We start from the raw sequence: 19,653 nt of genomic DNA, 5'->3' as shown, positions 1-19,653 counted from the left end.
ATGATCTGAATCCAACTTAATTCGCCTTTAATCTAAGTATTTGAGCCTTTTATTATTTGAGAACACAAGCATATTCCCTTGCATTTTTTGTGCTTCTCTTCTTCTGGGACATCAAAAAGCCATTCTTTGTAAAACCGAAATACACACGTATCATAACTTTTAGCGCATTGGATATGCCCTTTCTGAATGTCGCATTCTTCAGAATAGGTTCGATCACGACTAAGTCTTTCAAACACCTCATGGTAGGATATTTCTGGACCACTCAAATCAATTACCTCTTTATCCTCATCAAATACTTGAGTGATAGCCAATCGGCTCATGAACGATGAAATTATTATGCTAGTCGCGGTACTATGATTCCATTCTTGTCGTGTGAGAAATGCGTGATCTGTTCTAAGCGGTCTGAACAGCTCCATAAATTCAAACTCTGAGCATCCAGCATTTTTAATGTAGTGGTATATTGTTTTGGCTAACATATCCAGTACTTCATGCGATCGAATATTGGAGACATGGCTACCGGAATACAGCGCTAAAACAAAGTGAGCGTTTTGCTCATAGGTAAACTCTGTATTAGCACACGCTCTGTGTTTTGCGGCCAACCAAAAAAGACGTCCCAACTCTGTTGGTTTATAAGGTTTTATTTCCAAAATAAATCTTCACCTGTGATATTTATGATATCCAATTTGTACAAATTTAATGCTAGCGAAATGTGCCCAAAAGCCTAGTTCTAATTGATTTTAGTGGATGCCCGTTTTGACGGTTTGGGTAAACTTTCCCTGTCATCAGATTGTCTCTTGTTTGCAGCTTTAACAGACTTGATGAAGTCAGCGTGAGGAATCAGCTTATACCTTATGTCATGTATACGGTTTCGACCAACACGAATATCTTCTGCCCTTTCGAATCGGCTAAATACATTTGCTTCAACAAGAGCATTAAAACATCCTTCAAGCTCAATCAAGCTATTTCCAGCACGCTCTCTGTTGAGCAAGCCGGATTCAGCGATAATGGTAGATAAATTGATACACAGTGGATTTAAAAGACTTGCGTTAGTGTAATAATGTGCAGCCCTCTTAAATAACCATCGCGCTAACTGAGGCTTCAGCCCCATCATAATTTGATAATTAAATTGACGATAGGCCAAATTTGACATTGCTTTGTAAACAAGCGGATGAAAAATAGCTACCCATCTCGAATTAGGATTATCTAATCGAGAGTCCTTAGAGAAGCCACTTATCGTCATGTATGAACCAATGCTAATTGCTTGTCGATTCTTTGAGCGAATCTCAATGCCAGCCCCGCCAAGGATGTGAAGGGATTTAATGATTTGCGTGCTGGACCGAGTATGACCTTGATTCCTAAGTTCTCGCTTTAGTTGGTAGAGCGTAAAGTGCACACCGCAATTTGCATTTTCTGCATTATAGAAGCCGCAGTTCTGCATAGCAGCTATTTTCCTCAATGCAGACTCGATAAGCTCTTCGTTTGCGGAAGGATAATAAGCCTTTCCATTTTCCATGGAAATTTGTGCAGGTTTTATACTAACAATATATTCGCTGCCTAAGAACGATATGTTTAGTTCTAATAGTGGTAGAAGACCTTCTTTAGTTCTTCTTTTGTTCTGTTCTAGAAGTGTTACAGAGTAAATAGGCAGAACATCCCATAATTCAATTGTGTTTGAAAGAGGTATTTCCTGATCTCTTGTATTCACAAGAAATTTTTGGAACATGTCAATTTGCTGCCCGTGCCCGTAAACAGAATTATCGCAATATGAGTCTGATTGTCCGCCAGGACGCCGTGATAAATGATTGGAAATATGCATATTGTGAGTTCGATCTAAGTAATTGCAATATCCTATGTCAATTTTTTGAAATAGTAACGACCGAAAGGTGCCAAAAAAATGCCTCGTTTGAAATAATTGCGATCTTTAATGATCTAAGAAAGGATGGGCTTTACCTGTTTAACCCCACTTTTAACGATAAAGTTTCCAATCCTAGAATGCAAATAGCCTTAATTTGATTAAAAGCAAGCTATATCTTCAGCGAGTGCCAAACTTCGATAGATTCCCCAGAAATTCCTGAATTATTTTCACCTTCCAAATGAAAGGTGGCCTAAAAGTGCATCAATTCGCTTCTGCGAGTAAAAGGCACTCCGAAAACCGATTCTTTCTAGATTAACAAAAGCGATTGATTTCTTCAGAATAGATTTGTCCTTTTTGGACAACAAACAACATTAAATCAAGCAAATCCTTTTGGAGTATTCAATATGAAAGTTAACAAAAAAGCTGTTATTGCTGCATCTCTACTGTCTCTGGCACTGGCAACAGATGCTATGGCCGGAACCGACACGACTTTTTCAAGCATCTATACCAAACTGACACTCTGGACTCAAGGCACTTTAGGTCAAGTAATTTCTTTAGCGGCTTTCTTGGTCGGTTTAGGCGCTGGTGTTGTCAATCAATCTATCGTAGCAGTGGTAATCGGCATTTCAATAGCGTTAGCTTTGAATTATGCGCCTACTATTATCGGCGGCATCGTTACCGGTTTGGCTTAATATTGCCAACATCCCGCCACTCACCTAGTGGGATGCAAAAGAGAAGCCGCGCCTTAGTGCGCGGTTTTTTGTTAAAAAATAATGTTTACTGGTCAAGCGCATACATCCATGTAGGCGACGCCCTATCGTGAGGCCTTTCAGATTTCCGAGAAAACCCGCTTGGCATCTGAGCGAATTAGGAGTCATTCCTTGTTGAGAATGTTAAATGTGTTTTTGAAATTCGGACATTCTATTCCTTGAAACTCCTAGCATTCGGGCTGCGCGCGCTCGATTTCCTTTTGCTAGTATTAATGCTTGACTAAAAAGGTTACATTCAACATTCAGCAAATCAATGCACGAATTGCTATTATTTTCTAAAGAAGTACCAAGGCTTATACTTTTAATTGATATTGGTAGAAATTCAGATTGAATCTCTCCGTCCAAATCAAGATCGATTGCTTGTTTGGTTAACATGTTTAATTCCTTTATATTTTCCTGCCAACAATAATTTTTCATAAGATTCAATAATTCTTTGCTGAAAAAAGTTTTTTGTTTGGAGATCGACTAGGAATTTTCTTAATCATCAAGACGGTGCCTCGTCTAGTATATTTATAGAAATGCAGGCAATTTCGATGTTCAATGTCCCAAATACATTTAAAATAGCTTTACGATAAGTGCTTCCAAACAAGTCACCGCGCTGCTTTTTAAATTGCCATATTTTTCCAGACATTCTGCTTTGCTTGCCATAGCCTTTGCTTAGAACAACCGCTCTTCCTACTGCACATGTCTTTTCATTCCAGCGAGGCCCATAACGCCGCAATTCTTCACGTTTCGTTCCAGATGCAAACTGTTCATAATATTCGCTTCTAAGCGGTATAAATAAAGGTTTTGACATGGAGAAGTCTACTTTTTGATAATTATCAAAGATTTCTTTGTTAGAAATTTAATGTTACAGACTTGTTTTTCTCAAAAATATCTACAACACCCTGAAATCCATTTGCTATAAGCGCTTCATTACTGCCATACAGATTAAAAAGTTCTTTAGCTGAACGCAAAGCTAAATAGTTATCATGCTTCTCTTTTTCTTTTACTCTAACTTCTTTCAGATATTGTTCTCTGTAGACCTTATAAGCCTCTTTGTCATCCAATAACAGTTTTGGAATCATGTAAACATATTCGCTAGCATCGCCACCAAACCATTTTACAAATTGAACACGATAAGCTTGTTTTGCATTTGAATATGAAACTTTAACTTTTTCATCAGGATGTGTTTCAACTTTAAAAATTTCATAAAGTTCAGGATTTTCTTTTACAAAATCATAAAGAATTTTCAGTAAACGTTTTGCAACCGAACGCTGATCAGCTTCTAATCTCGCTGCTTCTCTCTTAATTTTTGCATCTCTACCTTTAAAACTTTTAATTTCATCATGGTTAATAACAACTGATTCTTGAGTAATTGGCATAAGCATACCTTTAAGTATTTTGATTAAATTGAGCAACAATTTTTATACCCAGATGTTCCGCTTCAAACTTGCTCATTGAAATTGATCCGTCTGCATAAACAGCTTTATAGGCTTTTGGCCCTTTGAATTCATCGCTAATTATTTTTACTAGATTCACAAACAATTCCACAAATTGAATTTACATGCAGTATAACATTAATACTTGAAAGAGTCAGACGTTTTTTAAAAATTATTAGCTTAGAATTTGGTTTGGATGTCACTACTAATAATTTTTGAAATAACTGATCTAAAACTTACTTACTCATCAAAACGAAAGGTGGCCTAAAAATGCATCAATTCACTTCTCCGAGTAAAAGGCACCACGAAAACCGATTCTTTCTAGATTAACAAAAGCGATTTACCTGTTCAGAATAGAAATGTCCTTATTGGGCAACAAACAACATTAAATCAAGCAAATCCTTTTGGAGCATTCAATATGAAATTTAACAAAAAAGCTGTTATTGCCGCATCTCTACTGTCTCTGGCACTGGCAACAGATGCTATGGCCGGAACCGACACGACTTTTTCAAGCATCTATACCAAACTGACACACTGGACTCAAGGCACTTTAGGTCAAGTAATTTCTTTAGCGGCTTTCTTGGTCGGTTTAGGCGCTGGTGTTGTCAATCAATCTATCATAGCAGTGGTAATCGGCATTTCAATAGCGTTAGCTTTGAATTATGCGCCTACTATTATCGGCGGCATCGTTACCGGTTTGGCTTAATATTGCCAACATCCCGCTACTCACCTAGTGGGATGCAAAAGAGAAGCCGCGCCTTAGTGCGCGGTTTTTTTTGTTAAAAATAATGGCTAAGAGTGCCTGTTATATGTCTTAGCAGATTGAACGCCTGTCAGCCATCCATGGATGGAACTTCTCACTCTCGTATTCTCCCCTACGTAGTTTTCATAGACAAACAGCGATTGACTGAAAATCGAAGATGTTTTTGCAGTAAGTCAATCATAGTTTGACGCTTTCAAGTAAATATGTTTTAATGGGTCCCATCAATCAAGCGAAAATTTCTTACGACATGTACAAAAGAACCAATAATATTATTTACTCACCATCAGACCTTGTTGTATTTATGAGGTCAAACTTTGCTTCATGGATGGATCGACTTTCCATTGAACACCCTGAAATGATTGCGGGAATTGAAAGAACTGTTGATCCACTAATGAACCTGTTAGCAAACAAAGGTAATCTGCATGAAAATAATTTTTTGAGGCACTTGGTTGATACCCACGGTGTAGACTCAGTAGCTATTGTTAAAGCGGATGATCAATCCGAACGCATTCGTCAAACAATTGCGTTTATGGAATCTGGTTTTCCGTTTATTTATCAAGCGGCGCTTGCTCGTGATTGTTTTTCAGGTAGTGCCGATTTTTTGGTAAAAAAACAGGGGTCTTCTTGTTTCGGTGATTATCAATATGAACCCTGGGATTGTAAGCTATCTCAGACTACACAAGCCTATTTCCTGATTCAGCTTTGCTGTTATAGCTGGATGCTTGAAGAAATACAGCAAAAGCGACCTATGGATGCGGTGATCATGCTGGGTGATTTTACGGAAGATCGCTTTTCAGTTGCCAGATATTATAATTTTTTCAATAACCTAAAAACTGAATTTTTGGGTGCGCAAATCACCTTTATACCTGACTTTTCTCAAATGCCTGATCCTGCATTTTTCAGTGAAAATGGGACTTGGACTGGATTTGCAAATGAATGGATGGAACGAACAGATAGCCTTGGTTTGGTGGCGGGAATTCGGAAAAGCCAAATTAAAAAATTGCGAGATGCTTCTGTAAATACCCTGACTGAACTAGCGAACTTGGAAGATACTTTTACTATCAAAGGGTTTCAGACAGCGTCATTGTCAAAACTGAAGGCGCAAGCTGAAATACAGTTTGCATCACGAGGTTTAAAAAAGCCATTATTTAAAGTATTGTCGATAGATAATGGTAAAGGATTGTCTACCCTACCCCCTGAATCTGCGCACGACCTCTATTTCGATGTTGAAGGACATCCTTTGTATGACCGTGGCCTTGAATATTTATGGGGCGTGACATTCAAATGTCCTGTTACAAAAAAAGGTAAAAAGTATGCATTTAAAGATTTCTGGGCCCACACGCCAGACCAAGAAAAAGCTGCATTTGAGAAATTTGTTGATTGGGCTTATAGCCGTTGGCAGCGTAATCAAACAATGCACATTTATCATTATGCGGCTTATGAAGTATCGGTTATGCGTCGATTATCGACTAAGTATGAAACACGGATTAGAGAAACCGCAGAGCTTTTAGCTAACGGTGTTTTTGTTGATCTTTTTAGAATCGTTTCAAATAGTTTAATTGTAGGTGAGCCCAAGTACTCTATAAAGAACCTTGAGCATATTTATCGGGATAAGCGTACTACTCAAGTTGCCAATGGAGGCGATTCCGTGGTTTTTTACGAAATGTGGAGGCAATCGGGTGGTGTTGATCGTTGGTGCAGCGAGGGATATGCTGAATGGGAAAAATTACAAGAAAATTTTGACTGGAAAAAGTGGCCTGAATTAAACGATATCCGAGAATACAATATAGATGACTGTGAAAGTACCTTGGATTGCTGTGCTTGGTTGCGTGATATACAGACAAAAGAGGGTATTTCTTACGCTCCATTAAATAAGCTAGAATCCGATACGGAAAAAACTGTCCGTCAAATTCAATCTGCAGAAAAAAAGAAAAATATAAAAGAATGGCACGAGCAATTGTTTAAACGTTTTTCTTCTGATGAGTATTTGCAATCACAAGCTCATGTGCAATTGGCAATGGATGTCCTTGGATATTTTAATCGTGAAAATAAACCTAAAATATGGGCATTTTTTGAGCGGCAAGAAAAAACCGATGAAGCTTTATTTGATGATGACACATGTATTAACGGTTTGGTAATCAAAAATATTCAGCAAGTGGTTGATTCCACGTTTTCTGTTACGTGCGAATTTGATCCTAGACAACCCATTCGAAAAGATAAATTCTCAACAGGAACAATTAAAGGCACTGATGTTAAATTTAAGGCTGCGGTTTTTTTGCCATGTTCTGAAAACAATATGATTGAGTTTTCTGTGGAGTCTGTTGATGCATTGAAGTCTGTACCTGGTGGTAAATTACATGCGTTCGCCGACGAACCCTTTCTCAATACAGAAAAAATGGAAACACGTTTGTGCGAAGTTGCGGAGGCGGTTTTGGATATGTATGAATCGGATGTTGTGAGTACGATTCTTAATCAAGATAAACCTACATTTAATGTGCTGGACAATAATGATCAATCTCCAATATTACCTATCAATCACGAGCGATTTATTACGGATAATGAGTATTTAAGCGCAGTTATTCGATCTATACAATCGCTAAATCAAAGCGTAATGTGTATACAAGGCCCCCCTGGCGCTGGTAAAACATTTTTTTCCAGCCATGTTATTACTGCCCTTGTTGAGTCTGGAAAGCGTGTAGGTGTAATGTCCAATAGTCATGCTGCAATCATGAATCTATTAGATTCTGTTCTGAAAATACGCCCCAACCTATCTATTGCTAAGGTTGGTGGGTTTGGAAGTAAACAGGATGATTTTCGCAAGAAGTATCCAGAAGAAAACTATCCTAATTTTATCTATCGATCTTCTATGATGTTCACCAAGAGAGATCCTTATCATTCATTTGCTTTGGTAGGCGGCACAGCCTTTACTTTTGCTTCAGATATTGCTTTTGATCATCCATTAGACGTGCTTTTTGTTGATGAATCTAGCCAAACGGCTTTGGCACATATACTGGCTGTGGCAGGTGCGGCTAAATCAATTGTATTAATGGGTGATCAGATGCAACTTGGGAGTCCTACTCAAGGCACACATCCTGGTAATTCAGGATTGTCTGCATTGGAGCACATGCTGGCAGGTCACTCAGTTATACCAGAAGACAAGGGTATATTCTTGGATAAAACATACAGAATGAATCCTTCTGTATGCGAACCATTATCTGAAGTAGTTTACGAAGGAAAACTTCGGGCTGCGGAAGGCAATGAAAAACAAATTATCGCCATTCCCAATCCAAACAAGATATCCATTAGCAACGGCATTTTAGTAGTGGATGCTGAGCACATTGGAAATCGTCAGTCTAGTCAAGAAGAAGTATTGGTAATTAAATTGCTGATAGATGAGCTAAAAACTGGTATGTATGTTGATAAGCATGGCGCGTCACATGCCATAACCAATGATAATATTTTAATTATTTCGCCATTCAATATGCAAGTTAACCTGTTAAAAGAACATTTACCAGGATTCTCAATTGGAACTATTGACAAATTTCAGGGCCAAGAAAGTGCCGTTGTTATAATTTCAATGGCTGTTTCAGATGTAGAAGAATCAAGTAGAGGACTTAGTTTCTTGTTTGATATAAATCGATTAAATGTTGCTATATCAAGGGCAAAAGCATTGGCCATTATTGTGGCTAACCCCGGTCTTGAAAAATGTAATGTAACAAGTCTCGAACAAATGGAGAAGTGTTCGTTTTTTTCACGATTAATTGCGGCCTAATCGTTGATCGATTCCAGTTCTTTAGTCATTTTTCGGGGAATTTAATGGGTTTTTTAGCTGTATTCTCTTTTTTGATTTTCATTATATTGTCAATAAAAAGATCGATATATGGGCCGCAAAAAAAGTTTTACCGATTTTTTTTGGTATTTCTTGGATTAGGAATGATTTTGAGAATAAAAGGAACGATTGATTCATCTATTTTTTTATATGATATGTCCTCTTGGGTTTTGTTGATTACTGTATTTATGTGGGTAGTTGCCCAAATAATTCAATTAAAAACTATGCAAAATATAAAGAAAAAATGAATCTATTAATCTAATTTCGATTATTGATGATGTAAGTTTTGTTTGTAAATTTTTTAACGGGATTCATTTAACTTTTATGAGTAAAAAATTATTTTTAATTTTGGCATTATGGTTTTTTGTCTATTCATTGGCAATCTCTGCATCTGCAGAAAAATTCACTGATCGTATTAGACAGAACGCGCTAGATGGAGCAAGCAGTCATTCCTTAACTGATCAAGATGTAGTGATTCAAGACGTCATACAGAATAGAGCAGGTGACGAATTTTGTAATCAAAACTATTTTGAAGGCAGCATGCCTAAGATTTTAACTCCACGATTAAAAGAATTATCCCAGCACGTTTGTTATCCAAATTACGCGTCATATTTTTCAGGCTTAACAAGGACTCCTTTATGGTCGGCAAATCATTTGACCAAGGATCGTATATCCATCGCGTGTCAATTAAAACAACGTGACGATCCCCATCCTGATCCTAATCTAGCCCCTGAAGCACGAAGTGAAGTTGCGGATTATTTGAAATCCGGATTCGATTTTGGTCATTTAGTTTCGTCACTAGACGCGGCTTCAATTGAAGATCAGGCCGATGTATCTTCATTGGTTAATGTGGTGCCGCAGGATCATGCCAATAATATCGGTGTATGGTTGAAATTGGGGAATGCAGCTCGAAATCTTGCGCTATTGGGCCATGATGTTTTTGTTGTCAGTGGACCATTTTTTGATGGTAATCAGATTCAACAAATAAATAATCGTGTCATCGTGCCATCTGGTTTATTTAAAGCTATTTTTGATGCGTCAACTCACAAGGCGTCCGTTTACATGACGCCTAACACTAGCGACCAGATATATTCCGTCATAAGCGTTAAGGATGCATCAGAAAAATTTGGCATTGATCCTTTTCCATCAATTCCTGAATATTCTCGGGAAAATAAATTAGATATTATGCCTCCATCACCAAAAACACAATGCTATTCCTGGTAGTCGAAATCCGGAAGTTGATGTTAGAAAGTGTGTTAGTACACTAAACCCATCTTTTTTAAAGAGCGGAAATATTTTTATTCCAGATGAAAGGCATCCTGAAAACAGATGCTTTCGATCTTAACATTGTGTTTAAACTATGTGCATAATATCAATCAATGCGATTGAGACATTTTTTCGATTCCAGTTTTTTGTGGTTCTCTATGAGAGCTCAAAATCAGTGCCAGTTCAGCACTTAAAAGAACGAATAATTTTTGAATGCATTTTTGATGCGATAGCTTATTGCAAAAATGTTTCAGTTTTCTGATGCTTTTTTGCGCTTAGAATTTGAATAATTTAGTTTCTACATTATTCAATTTAACCGAAGCTTAGGCTTCATTTTACCCATAAGGGAGATCTTTTTCCCTTGGGAAATCATGATCTCCTGATTTTACTTTTAGTTTGGAGATATATGTACTTTAACAAACATCTAATTGTTGGACGTATCGGTAGAGAACCTGATATTCGCGTATTGCCTGTTAGTGGCAAGACTGTAGCAAATTTTAGTGTTGCAACTACTGACCACTATAAAGATAAACATACAGGCGAGTGGACCGAACGTACCGAATGGCACAATGTTGTTGTATTTGGGAAAACGGCCGACTATGTTCGTGATTATGTCAAAAAGGGCCAACTGGTTCTTTGCGAAGGTCCTTCCCGCACACGAAAATGGACGCATAATGATGGTGGTGATCGATATACTACTGAAATTCATGCTGAAATTGTTAGACTCCACAAAAGAGATAACAGTTCACCTGCTGAAAATCCATCGAATTCAAACTCATCTACGACTGCTACATCAAGTTACGATGATTTCAATCCAGATGAAGATTTCTAAACAGGATAACGTTTTCTATATTTAATTTAATCCACCTTTTCAAGGGCATTATTTTGTCCCTTGTGGCATATGATGTTCCTTGATTATATTTCTTCAAGGAGAAAATTTATGACAACCAACACCACAAAACCTTCTGCAGATTCATCAGAAACTGCTGCGGGTAAAAAGTCTGAAAAATTAAAAGAAACTTTAGCTGCGAAGTTTTGCAGTCGATTTTCTATTGAAAGCGAAGAAAAATTGCTTTCAATTCTAAAATCCACGGCTTTCAAAGTCAAAGATGGTGAGGTGACTGATGAGCAAATGCAAGCATTACTCATTGTTTCTGACCAATATGGTTTGAATCCATTTACAAAGGAAATTTTTGCTTATCCTGATAAGAACAATGGTATTGTTCCCGTTGTGTCAATCGACGGTTGGTTGCGGATTATTAATCAGCATCCAATGATGGATGGTATGAATTTTGAAAATTCAAATAATTGGCTAACACCAGATAACGGAAAAACTTCTCCGGAATGGATGGAATGTATTCTTTATAGAAAGGATAGGAATCACCCCGTCCGTATTAAAGAGTATTTGGACGAGGTTTATAGAGCACCGTTTGAAAAGAAAAATCAAAATAATGGTCAGACTTATCTAGTAAATGGCCCATGGCAAACTCATACCAAGCGAATAATGCGTCATAAGTCACTGATCCAATGCGCTAGATATGCTTTTGGATTTGCGGGTTTATATGATGAAGATGAGGCACTTCGAATATTGGAAGATAATGATAATTCTGTTATCGATGTTCAAGCGGAAGTGATTAATTCAGAGCCTGTTAAATTATCTAATACAGATATCAAAACTTTAGATAGATTAACTACACGATGCATAACCGAAAATTCTTGGCAAGGTGCAATTGACTGGATTAACTCAAATCGCAATCCTGAGCTTGCAAATGTTATGGTCGACGCTTTAAACAAAAATAAAAATGATTTTGAAAAAGGAAAATTGATTGCTCCTAATGCAACACAAACTCAATCTCAATCTCAATCAACACTAGTATCAAACCAAACGTCTGGTGACGAAAAGGACAAAGGTACTGATTCTGTTCGAAAAACTAATTTAGATGAAGCGAGAAAACGTCTAAATTAACACCCTTTGGGCGTACTTGATGCCCTTTGGGATCTTGTTACGCCCTTTTTTTATTTTAGGAGGACGTTATGAGAAGAAAATTAAGTGATTTACAAACTACAATCCACAGTGAATTAAACACTCCTGCATGCGTACGTAAACATGGCGCGGTTTTTTTAGAAAGCATTCGTGTATCCATGACCGAAAATCCATCGCACACTAATTCTCGTACAGGTTTTCTTGTGAATCTACGTTTTAGTGATTCACCTGCCTGTGTCAGAAAGCATGGTGATAAATTTTTGAGCAACTTATGGAAATCCATGACAGGCAATCGTAATTATCTTCGTTCTGATTCAGGAGATAAGGATCGGAATGTAGCATGAAAATTATCGACATTTCTCAACGATCCCAAGATTGGTTCGACTGGAGAAATGCTGGTGTTACGGCGTCTGAAGCAGATATTGTTTTAGGTCGTAGTCCTTACAAAACGCGTTATCGTCTTTGGGCTGAGAAAAAAGGCTTAATTCTGCCGGATAATTTGGATTCCAATCCACATGTTCGACGCGGAATTCGTCTAGAGCCCAAAGCACGTTCTAATTTTGAGGATCGTCAAAACACCCTACTTTTGCCCGTTTGTGCTCAATCGGATCAATATCCATTTATGCGAGCATCGTTTGATGGCATAGATGACAATGGTATTCCTGTTGAAATCAAAGCGCCTTCAGTTGTTAATTTCCGTGATGCTGAAAATATTTTTGGTGAAGAATATTATTTAACACCAGATGATTATTTTGATGTTATCCAGAATAGAAATAGATCTAAGTTGTATCAGCGATATTATCCGCAGATTCAACAACAGATTTTTATCGCCGGCTCCAATATGGGTTGGCTTTTTCTATACTTAAATGATAATGAATATATCGATATTCCAGTTCCAAGAGATGATGCGTTAATTAACGAGTTGATTTTGGAATCTCAACGATTCTATAACTGTCTAATTAACAATTCACCTCCTGAACGTGATCTTCAAAGGGATATTTTTATTCCAGAAGAAGGCAATGAACAGGAAAAGTGGAAACAATTTGCGCTGCGCTATCACCAATCTGAACGTTTGATTGTTAACCTCAAGGCTCAAATTGCTGACCTTGAAAAAGAGCAGGCTCAAGTTGAAGAAGGCTTGATTGAATTAATGGGTGATTTTATGCATGCAGAATGTGCTGGCCTTAAAATTAGTCGTTATTTACGTTTAGGACGCGTTGATTACAAAGGTGTTTTACACGAATTTGCTCCAAGCGTTTCTCCAGAAGATTTGAACCGATATAGAACTCCATCTACTGAGCATACGAGAGTAACTGTTAAGGATGAAAATTCGGCTTCTGTACCTTATTCCATGGACGAAATTATTGAATCTACACCCACTAACAACGATGCTTGGTTTTAACCATTAATCGTTTGATTTTCAACCCTAGGGGAATATACATACCCTGCGGGTTATTGTATTCCCCATATTTTATTCTTTTGGAGGATGCATGAATTCTTACACTATTGGCATTAATCGCGTACGCATTGTTGTTCGTTGTAAAGATTTCCCACGGAATTTTGACTGGGTTTTCGATGATTTTTCACATCTCGATAAGAATCTTCTTTCTGGCATTTGTAATAACGAAGAAGACGAATGGACGGATGAAGATATTTACGCGGCTGCAGAAGTTATTTTACAGGATACCTTGCGTACTCTTAATGATGCACGTTGCGGTCTTGAAAGTCGTCGATCTTCCTATAATTGGCTGATTTCAGACGATGATACACATCCGTTTAGCTTTAGAAACTGTTGTGGATTATTAGAGTATGATTTTGAAGAAGTTCGAGAACGTACACTTTCGATTATAAAAATTGTTCATTAACTTTTAACATTAAATCCGATATTCGGGGAAATATTTACACCCGAAATTTTCGTGTGTGGTGTTTCCCCTTTAATTTTTTAGGAGAGCACCACCATGAGTAACCCCGTCTTAAATAACTATGCCATTGAATGCAAGTTGGATTGCAAGCACCGAGTAATGGTTGGTATTTCTGCCCCAAATGGAGGCCTAGCAATTGAATTGGCGCTAAAAGCCTTTGAAGAGGGTACTCTTCGGGGCAATACGCCAGAAATGCCTTTGTTGTTTGATGATTACGAGAAAACAGATAAATCAAAGTTGAGATTTTCTGCTCATCTTGTAGAGTCGTTTCCTGATCCTGAACCTTCAGCGATTGAAATTAGTCGTCGAAAAACAGCGTTTGATGCTTGCAAAGCATTAGCGGAAGGTGAACTGGATTTAGCGGTCCTTTTAGCTGGTAGTCTATTTCCCAATAACGATTCTAAAACCGATTAGATTCATTTTTTACAACCCACCGGGAAAATTCTTTTCCTTTGTGGGTAAGAATTTTCCATTTTCAGGAGAAATTCTATGTCCTTTTTAAATCTAAAAATTGTTTTTGACGACCCTTACCGTGTCCAAAGAACTCCAAGTCTGTTTTCTGACAGAATTGGGAAAACCGATATTGTGATACAACTTAAATCTGATGATGGCGGAATTGAATATCAAGGTTCTCGCTATAAAATAGCTTTAATTTTGGACGCCAATACAGGGGATACCGTTCTTAATCGTATATCCGTTCAAAATGATTCAATTTATCGTCTAATTTCTTTGTTAGATGAGTAACACTACATTAAATATATCAATTAAGGGTGTGAATTTTCATACCCTATTTTAAATTTTGATTAGGCACGTTTTCCTTTTAGGATTTCTGTGCCTTTTAATTACATCTTAGGAAAATCGTTGAATTTTAAAATATAAAGGTTTTTCTTATATTCCTAATAGGAGTTTTCAATATGTCTCACACTATCATTTTTAATCAAACTGTTGTTAAATTTAATCGCTTAGAATTGAACAGCGTGTTACCTGAAGCTAACCTTTTTTTGGGTTTTCACAACGACCAATATTTGCTGTTTTATCAGGCTGGCGATAACAATTTAACTACGACTCACCCCCGTCACGGCCGAGAAGTGGTTAAACGCAGTTGGTATGTGTTAGCCGGAGGTCAAAAATGGCAAATGATGTCTCATGTTGTTAGTGTTTCTGCAGACTGTGAAGGGGGTATGCTAAGGTTATATGGTCAGAAAGATACATTGCCTGAGTCGTATATTCGTCGAGTTCGTAATCTGGCTGAAACTCCATACTCAACTGATGATGTTGCCAAGTATCTGTCATTTCAAGTTCAAATTTTTAAGTCTGAATTTGTTAAGGTGTTTCGTGGTGATAATGTTATTTCTGCTGACTTTTTGAGTCGTTACTCATGGTCATCAATTGACAATCAAGATGAGCAATACACTGTTCTAAGACCTTTAATATCTATTCAGGATGCTTTCCTATTCTTTGAGTCAAGTATTCAAAACAAGCTTCAAAAAAGTGGTCGCTTAATTGTTGTTGATGGTCCTTTTGATGCAAGCTACGCCCACGATTTTTTTGTTTGTAGTAGCAAGAAATCTGCTTAATAAGGAGTCATATTTTATGTTGACAAATCTGAGTTCGGAAATGCTTTTATTTCTTCTTAAAGACTTTATTGGAACAGAACATTATTACAAGCATCCTGTTAAAACCGATTTATTAATTACTGATGGCGTAAAATTCTTTTTTGAACAAACAGATAGTTTTTGGTTGTTTAATTTAATTGCGGAAGAGTATTTTCAATTGCTTTCGTCTTATAATTTTTTGTTATTCAATATTTACGGATCGTCTTCTGATGATGGTGAAATTAGCAGGATTCAACTAACGGATGGTAATGGACAAATCATTGCATTTCAAGTTATAAATTTTCAGAAGCTTTTACCAAAAGGCGTTTGGAATTTTTATCTAACCAATAATGTACTGATGTTGCCCTCAGAATATTAATTTTAAACCATGGTTTTTTTTGGATAATAGGTGATCTCAAGACTTTAGTTTTCTGAAAGGCATCCTATTTTTCGATTCTTTCAAACTTAACATTTAGACGGATAGTGTGTATTATTACACCTACCGTCTTCCCAAAGCGCATTCACTGAGTGTGCTCTGGAAAGACGGATTTTTGTTGTTCTCTACGAGAACTCAGAAGCAGTGCCAGTTCAGCACTTAAAAGAACGAATAATTTTTAATGCGTTTTACGCTATCATTTTTCTAGGCCCAGGCCATTTAACCCTCAAGGGAATACATCATTCCCCGAGGGATTGGTGTATCTCTTGATTTTTCAAGGAGTACACTATGTCTAATTTAATACCTAAAAAATTCCCTATTGGCCCAACTTTTGGTTTTACTGGGGTTCCTCTTACCGTTCAGGTCGTAGGTTTTGAGGATAATAATCATCCATTAATTCCTCGTAAAAAAGAGTATAGATTCCGTAGAGAATCTTTGCGTGATGTCAATGCGTTTCTGAATAATCCACTTGGCGACGGACTGTATTTGAAAGGACCGACAGGTTCTGGAAAAACGTCTTTGATATCTCAAGTCGCTGCCCGACTCAATTGGCCCGTTCATCAGGTTACTTGTCATGGTCGCATGGAGATAAATGATTTGATTGGTCAATTCATGTTATCTAATGGATCTATGCAATTTATGCACGGTCCTTTGGCACAAGCTGTTCGCGATGGCCATATTTTGGTTTTAAACGAAATTGATCTTATTGACCCATCTGAACTGTCCGGATTAAACGATATTATTGAAGGGCAACCTTTGGTGATACCTCAAAATTCTGGGGAAGTTATTATGCCTCATCCATTTTTCAGATTGGTTGCTACAGGTAACTCCGCTGGACAAGGAGATCAATCAGGTCTTTACCAAGGTGTATTGCAGCAAAACATAGCTTTTATGGATAGATTTCGTCTTTGCGAAATTGAATATCCAACTGTTGAAGAAGAGGAAGCTATTGTCAAGTCGTACTATGCATCAATCGGTACTGTCTTTGATGCTCCTCAAAAACAAATCACTGATAAGATGATTGAAGTAGCTAATAACATTCGTAAACAGTTTTCTGGTAACTCAGATAGCACAGGGACTCTCTCTGTGACGATGTCAACTAGGACTCTTTTGCGTTGGATCAGCCTGATGATTGCTTTTAAAGGCGGTCAAAATGTTATTAAATATTCATTTGAGCGTACTTTGTCTTTTCGTGTTGACGCTGGACAGCGAGCCGCTATTGAAAAGATAGCTAAACTTGTATTTGGTGACGATTGGGAAGTTAAAAAACCATGAGTAATTCAAATGCTTTTGAATTGTATCGTTATAGGAATAGTGATGGATCAACGAAAGATTGGGCAATTTCTCGAAATCCTGATGGTACAACTTATACTAAACGCTGGGGGAAAACTGGTACGAAACTTCAATCCCGTGTATTTCAAGATACTAATAATCAATATTCAAAAGATATTTCTGGTAAGACTTCAAAAGGTTACCGTTATATTGGATTGTTTAATATTGATGATAATGGAAAACTGATTGATGCTAGCACCATCCAACTTTCGTCCACTGCTGCAGCTTCCGCTGTTGCAGAGCCTCAGCAATTGCTAAACAAAATCTCTTGGAGAGTTAAAGTTCAATCTTCGGCAACGAATACTGAGCTTGTTTTTTTTCAAGGGCTGACACGAGGTTATTGTTCGACGTTGTTGTCTTTATATCCTGAAAATGCACCAGTTAACGCTATTTATAGTCGTTATTCTGATATTGCGTTTATTCAATCTGAATCTGGTTTTCTTCATTGTTATGATGGTGTCATTAGTTTGATATTGTTCATGGTGATGAAAAAATTCGCACCTAATAATATCCGCGTTTCAATTGCTCATGATGATGGAACTGATATCTCGGATCAAATTAAGATTGAATTTAAGGCGCTAGAAATGTTTGGTACTGATTTTGAATCTGTACGCTTACTTGCTGAATCTGTTGGTCTTGTTAATAAACGGATTGATATTTCTTCTTTTCAATCCTCAGTTATTGAAGACTGCTACTTTTAACTTTTAACTTTCCCATAGGGGCATCAATTTCGCCTCTGGGGTGATTTTATGCCTCTATTTTTTTCCTTTTGGAGGTGTTTATGTCACATGAAGCTGAAATTATTTTAAATCAAGTCCATGTCGTTAAACTTGACATTGTGTTATGGACAGGAGCAAAAAAACTTAGAGAGAATGATCTTGTGCTTGGAGATGGATCAAAGTTACCACCTGACGAATTGGCTTATTTAGGTACAAAACGTACCTGTGATCGTGAGGTAGTGAAAATTTTTTCCACTATTAAGAAAAAGGCAGAAAGCATTTGTTTGGAAACAGGCACAAGGTTTTTGGGTGGTTTTGCTAATCCAATAGTTCAAATTCCTGATATAACCAAAAAACTTGATGATCTTGCAAAAGATTTTGCTGTTGCTCGTGATGAATTTATTGCGAATTATGATTCGTATATTGATGATTGGGTAAAAAAGCATCCTGAGTTTGCAATCGCAATTCGAAATGCTGTTGAGCCCGCTTCATCAGTTAAAGCAAAACTTCGCTTTGATTATGTGGTTTATCGTGTATCGATGCCAAGTTCAGTACCTAATAACGATCCAGCGAATGTTATTGTTGATCAATCATTAGTTAGACGGACAATTTCATTGTCTGAGCAATTATTCCATGAAATATCTGTGGAAGCTTCTCGGGTTCTGGAAAACTCTTTCTATGACAAGAGAGAGTATGTCACTGCAAGAACATTGAACGCATTTCGCAAAATGCGTGACAAGCTGGATAGTCTCGGATTTCTTGATCACAGAGTTATGCCTGTGGTTAATAGAATCGACGCAGTACTTGATGCGTTACCTTCTAGCCCGCCTTACAATGGTATTGCATATCAAACTTTATGTAATCTGGCCCATTTATTGTCAGATGCCGATAAAGTCAAACGTTATGGTGAAGGACATTTGTCTGGATCATTTACGGATACGGATGAAGAAATTGAAGATGAATCTCAATCGATCGTTGTTACCTCTGCGCCGTCACCCGTTGATACTCAATCCACAGATGAACTTTTGGAATATGATGAAACTATTGGATATGAGGAATACATGTCTGGTTTTACTGAAGAAGCTGCTCCAGTCGTTATTAACACTGCTGCTGTAGAAACATTGGAATCTGATCTTTTTGTACCGGCTCCAGTCGTTATTAATCCTACTGTTTCCGCTGCGGATGAAGTACCTGTCTCTGAAATAATTGTTCCTATGCCCGTTGAACTTTTTGAACTATCTAACGATAGTTCCTGGTTCTAATTAATGCTTTGCGAGTGCAAATTAAATCCTTTTGGATTTATTTGCCTCGCTACTTTACCCACTTGGGAAATTCAATTTCCTTAGGGGTTTTGAATTTCTCTTATTAATTTTGAGGAATTTTATGTACGATATAATTGATAACACCCAATTAGTTAATGATAACGGCAATGTTGTTGCCAACATCTTCAGTAACGTTTGGTCTAGAATTAGAAAAGCTGATGCTGCCAAGAACAACGGCAATTTTATGCTTGGCATTTTGAACCATGACGACGTTTCTTTAACCAAGGCCAATACGCCTGGCCCCTGGACATTTCAAGAGCAAGATGGGCTATTTTATTTGGTGGCTCCGACTCCGTTCGGGTATCAAAAAGTTGCTGAATTTGAAGAACGCAATTTCTTTGATGAAATGTATCAAGTCGCTGTCGCTACCTTGTAAATACTTTTAACCCTTAAGGTGAACATTTCACTTTTTTGGTGCATGTGTTTGCCTCTTTTTTTG

At 37.4% G+C, this 19,653-nt stretch carries 23 protein-coding genes; 17 read left to right on the top strand and 6 right to left on the bottom strand.

Annotated features, from left to right (window positions below; all coding sequences use genetic code 11):
* Positions 1–32 precede the first annotated feature (32 nt).
* Positions 33–647 carry a hypothetical protein gene (locus ABH008_RS22970; RefSeq protein WP_347990277.1) on the bottom strand — a complete coding sequence of 205 codons (615 nt, stop codon included), beginning with the start codon at positions 645–647 and terminating at the stop codon, positions 33–35.
* Between the two features lie 80 nt (positions 648–727).
* Positions 728–1,723 (bottom strand): hypothetical protein, encoded by a 996-nt coding sequence (locus ABH008_RS22965; protein ID WP_347990276.1) that lies wholly within the window; start codon positions 1,721–1,723, stop codon positions 728–730.
* Between the two features lie 536 nt (positions 1,724–2,259).
* Here ABH008_RS22965 and traA (ABH008_RS22960) point away from each other — a divergent pair.
* Positions 2,260–2,547 carry a TraA family conjugative transfer protein gene (gene traA / locus ABH008_RS22960; RefSeq protein WP_347990275.1) on the top strand — a complete coding sequence of 96 codons (288 nt, stop codon included), beginning with the start codon at positions 2,260–2,262 and terminating at the stop codon, positions 2,545–2,547.
* Positions 2,548–2,748: 201 nt separating this feature from the next.
* On the opposite strand, the gene ABH008_RS22955 is transcribed toward traA (ABH008_RS22960), so the two are convergent.
* The 4 genes from ABH008_RS22955 to ABH008_RS22940 all read right to left on the bottom strand — a co-directional run bounded on the left by ABH008_RS22955 (position 2,749) and on the right by ABH008_RS22940 (position 4,146).
* Positions 2,749–3,000, bottom strand: coding sequence for a helix-turn-helix domain-containing protein (locus ABH008_RS22955; RefSeq protein WP_347990274.1), 252 nt, complete (start codon positions 2,998–3,000; stop codon positions 2,749–2,751).
* A 109-nt stretch (positions 3,001–3,109) separates the two neighbouring features.
* Positions 3,110–3,421: a hypothetical protein gene (locus ABH008_RS22950; protein WP_347990273.1), complete on the bottom strand. Its 312-nt coding sequence runs from the start codon at positions 3,419–3,421 to the stop codon at positions 3,110–3,112.
* Positions 3,422–3,461: 40 nt separating this feature from the next.
* On the bottom strand, positions 3,462–3,989 hold the full coding sequence (locus ABH008_RS22945) for a hypothetical protein (RefSeq protein WP_347990272.1): 528 nt from the start codon (positions 3,987–3,989) through the stop codon (positions 3,462–3,464).
* 10 nt (positions 3,990–3,999) lie between these two features.
* Positions 4,000–4,146: a hypothetical protein gene (locus tag ABH008_RS22940; protein ID WP_347990271.1), complete on the bottom strand. Its 147-nt coding sequence runs from the start codon at positions 4,144–4,146 to the stop codon at positions 4,000–4,002.
* A gap of 318 nt (positions 4,147–4,464) precedes the next feature.
* On the opposite strand from ABH008_RS22940, the gene traA (ABH008_RS22935) reads away from it, so the two are divergent.
* The 16 genes from traA (ABH008_RS22935) to ABH008_RS22860 all read left to right on the top strand — a co-directional run bounded on the left by traA (ABH008_RS22935) (position 4,465) and on the right by ABH008_RS22860 (position 19,590).
* Positions 4,465–4,752, top strand: a complete 288-nt coding sequence (traA, locus tag ABH008_RS22935) for a TraA family conjugative transfer protein (protein ID WP_347990270.1) — start codon at positions 4,465–4,467, stop codon at positions 4,750–4,752.
* A 268-nt stretch (positions 4,753–5,020) separates the two neighbouring features.
* Positions 5,021–8,581 carry a TM0106 family RecB-like putative nuclease gene (locus ABH008_RS22930; protein ID WP_347990269.1) on the top strand — a complete coding sequence of 1,187 codons (3,561 nt, stop codon included), beginning with the start codon at positions 5,021–5,023 and terminating at the stop codon, positions 8,579–8,581.
* Between the two features lie 381 nt (positions 8,582–8,962).
* Complete coding sequence (locus ABH008_RS22925) at positions 8,963–9,862, top strand: DNA/RNA non-specific endonuclease (protein ID WP_347990268.1); 900 nt, start codon at positions 8,963–8,965, stop codon at positions 9,860–9,862.
* A 448-nt stretch (positions 9,863–10,310) separates the two neighbouring features.
* The gene (gene ssb / locus ABH008_RS22920; protein ID WP_347990267.1) at positions 10,311–10,736 is read left to right on the top strand and encodes a single-stranded DNA-binding protein; all 426 of its coding nucleotides are present in this window, start codon (positions 10,311–10,313) and stop codon (positions 10,734–10,736) included.
* Between the two features lie 108 nt (positions 10,737–10,844).
* Positions 10,845–11,870: a phage recombination protein Bet gene (bet, locus tag ABH008_RS22915; RefSeq protein ID WP_347990266.1), complete on the top strand. Its 1,026-nt coding sequence runs from the start codon at positions 10,845–10,847 to the stop codon at positions 11,868–11,870.
* A 68-nt stretch (positions 11,871–11,938) separates the two neighbouring features.
* Positions 11,939–12,232 carry a hypothetical protein gene (locus ABH008_RS22910; RefSeq protein ID WP_347990265.1) on the top strand — a complete coding sequence of 98 codons (294 nt, stop codon included), beginning with the start codon at positions 11,939–11,941 and terminating at the stop codon, positions 12,230–12,232.
* Positions 12,229–13,290, top strand: a complete 1,062-nt coding sequence (locus ABH008_RS22905) for a lambda-exonuclease family protein (RefSeq protein WP_347990264.1) — start codon at positions 12,229–12,231, stop codon at positions 13,288–13,290. Before ABH008_RS22910 ends, ABH008_RS22905 begins: the two co-directional genes overlap by 4 nt.
* An 88-nt stretch (positions 13,291–13,378) precedes the next feature.
* Positions 13,379–13,753, top strand: a complete 375-nt coding sequence (locus ABH008_RS22900) for a hypothetical protein (RefSeq protein ID WP_347990263.1) — start codon at positions 13,379–13,381, stop codon at positions 13,751–13,753.
* A gap of 93 nt (positions 13,754–13,846) precedes the next feature.
* Positions 13,847–14,224: a hypothetical protein gene (locus tag ABH008_RS22895; RefSeq protein WP_347990262.1), complete on the top strand. Its 378-nt coding sequence runs from the start codon at positions 13,847–13,849 to the stop codon at positions 14,222–14,224.
* A 75-nt stretch (positions 14,225–14,299) separates the two neighbouring features.
* Complete coding sequence (locus ABH008_RS22890) at positions 14,300–14,554, top strand: hypothetical protein (protein ID WP_347990261.1); 255 nt, start codon at positions 14,300–14,302, stop codon at positions 14,552–14,554.
* Between the two features lie 170 nt (positions 14,555–14,724).
* Positions 14,725–15,387, top strand: coding sequence for a hypothetical protein (locus tag ABH008_RS22885; protein ID WP_347990260.1), 663 nt, complete (start codon positions 14,725–14,727; stop codon positions 15,385–15,387).
* Positions 15,388–15,403: 16 nt separating this feature from the next.
* Complete coding sequence (locus ABH008_RS22880) at positions 15,404–15,784, top strand: DUF6876 family protein (RefSeq protein WP_347990259.1); 381 nt, start codon at positions 15,404–15,406, stop codon at positions 15,782–15,784.
* A gap of 345 nt (positions 15,785–16,129) precedes the next feature.
* Positions 16,130–17,116: an AAA family ATPase gene (locus tag ABH008_RS22875; protein WP_347990258.1), complete on the top strand. Its 987-nt coding sequence runs from the start codon at positions 16,130–16,132 to the stop codon at positions 17,114–17,116.
* A complete protein-coding gene (locus ABH008_RS22870; protein WP_347990257.1) occupies positions 17,113–17,874 on the top strand; it encodes a hypothetical protein in 762 nt (253 codons plus the stop codon). The genes ABH008_RS22875 and ABH008_RS22870 overlap by 4 nt, the downstream gene beginning before the upstream one ends.
* A gap of 80 nt (positions 17,875–17,954) precedes the next feature.
* Positions 17,955–19,154 carry a DUF3150 domain-containing protein gene (locus ABH008_RS22865; RefSeq protein WP_347990256.1) on the top strand — a complete coding sequence of 400 codons (1,200 nt, stop codon included), beginning with the start codon at positions 17,955–17,957 and terminating at the stop codon, positions 19,152–19,154.
* 121 nt (positions 19,155–19,275) lie between these two features.
* The gene (locus ABH008_RS22860; RefSeq protein WP_347990255.1) at positions 19,276–19,590 is read left to right on the top strand and encodes a hypothetical protein; all 315 of its coding nucleotides are present in this window, start codon (positions 19,276–19,278) and stop codon (positions 19,588–19,590) included.
* Positions 19,591–19,653: the final 63 nt, after the last annotated feature.

It is taken from the genome of Methylomonas sp. AM2-LC, from assembly GCF_039904985.1.
Taxonomy (GTDB): domain Bacteria; phylum Pseudomonadota; class Gammaproteobacteria; order Methylococcales; family Methylomonadaceae; genus Methylomonas.
This window is presented reverse-complemented; position numbering and strand designations above follow the sequence as displayed.

What these genes read in the sequence shown, in the direction of transcription:
- ABH008_RS22965 (WP_347990276.1), bottom strand. Translation starts at nt 1,723, where the DNA reads ATGTTCCAAAAATTTCTTGTGAATACAAGAGATCAGGAAATACCTCTT.
- traA (WP_347990275.1), top strand. Translation starts at nt 2,260, where the DNA reads ATGAAAGTTAACAAAAAAGCTGTTATTGCTGCATCTCTACTGTCTCTG.
- ABH008_RS22955 (WP_347990274.1), bottom strand. Translation starts at nt 3,000, where the DNA reads ATGTTAACCAAACAAGCAATCGATCTTGATTTGGACGGAGAGATTCAA.
- ABH008_RS22950 (WP_347990273.1), bottom strand. Translation starts at nt 3,421, where the DNA reads ATGTCAAAACCTTTATTTATACCGCTTAGAAGCGAATATTATGAACAG.
- ABH008_RS22945 (WP_347990272.1), bottom strand. Translation starts at nt 3,989, where the DNA reads ATGCCAATTACTCAAGAATCAGTTGTTATTAACCATGATGAAATTAAA.
- traA (WP_347990270.1), top strand. Translation starts at nt 4,465, where the DNA reads ATGAAATTTAACAAAAAAGCTGTTATTGCCGCATCTCTACTGTCTCTG.
- ABH008_RS22930 (WP_347990269.1), top strand. Translation starts at nt 5,021, where the DNA reads ATGGGTCCCATCAATCAAGCGAAAATTTCTTACGACATGTACAAAAGA.
- ABH008_RS22925 (WP_347990268.1), top strand. Translation starts at nt 8,963, where the DNA reads ATGAGTAAAAAATTATTTTTAATTTTGGCATTATGGTTTTTTGTCTAT.
- ssb (WP_347990267.1), top strand. Translation starts at nt 10,311, where the DNA reads ATGTACTTTAACAAACATCTAATTGTTGGACGTATCGGTAGAGAACCT.
- bet (WP_347990266.1), top strand. Translation starts at nt 10,845, where the DNA reads ATGACAACCAACACCACAAAACCTTCTGCAGATTCATCAGAAACTGCT.
- ABH008_RS22910 (WP_347990265.1), top strand. Translation starts at nt 11,939, where the DNA reads ATGAGAAGAAAATTAAGTGATTTACAAACTACAATCCACAGTGAATTA.
- ABH008_RS22905 (WP_347990264.1), top strand. Translation starts at nt 12,229, where the DNA reads ATGAAAATTATCGACATTTCTCAACGATCCCAAGATTGGTTCGACTGG.
- ABH008_RS22900 (WP_347990263.1), top strand. Translation starts at nt 13,379, where the DNA reads ATGAATTCTTACACTATTGGCATTAATCGCGTACGCATTGTTGTTCGT.
- ABH008_RS22895 (WP_347990262.1), top strand. Translation starts at nt 13,847, where the DNA reads ATGAGTAACCCCGTCTTAAATAACTATGCCATTGAATGCAAGTTGGAT.
- ABH008_RS22890 (WP_347990261.1), top strand. Translation starts at nt 14,300, where the DNA reads ATGTCCTTTTTAAATCTAAAAATTGTTTTTGACGACCCTTACCGTGTC.
- ABH008_RS22885 (WP_347990260.1), top strand. Translation starts at nt 14,725, where the DNA reads ATGTCTCACACTATCATTTTTAATCAAACTGTTGTTAAATTTAATCGC.
- ABH008_RS22880 (WP_347990259.1), top strand. Translation starts at nt 15,404, where the DNA reads ATGTTGACAAATCTGAGTTCGGAAATGCTTTTATTTCTTCTTAAAGAC.
- ABH008_RS22875 (WP_347990258.1), top strand. Translation starts at nt 16,130, where the DNA reads ATGTCTAATTTAATACCTAAAAAATTCCCTATTGGCCCAACTTTTGGT.
- ABH008_RS22870 (WP_347990257.1), top strand. Translation starts at nt 17,113, where the DNA reads ATGAGTAATTCAAATGCTTTTGAATTGTATCGTTATAGGAATAGTGAT.
- ABH008_RS22865 (WP_347990256.1), top strand. Translation starts at nt 17,955, where the DNA reads ATGTCACATGAAGCTGAAATTATTTTAAATCAAGTCCATGTCGTTAAA.
- ABH008_RS22860 (WP_347990255.1), top strand. Translation starts at nt 19,276, where the DNA reads ATGTACGATATAATTGATAACACCCAATTAGTTAATGATAACGGCAAT.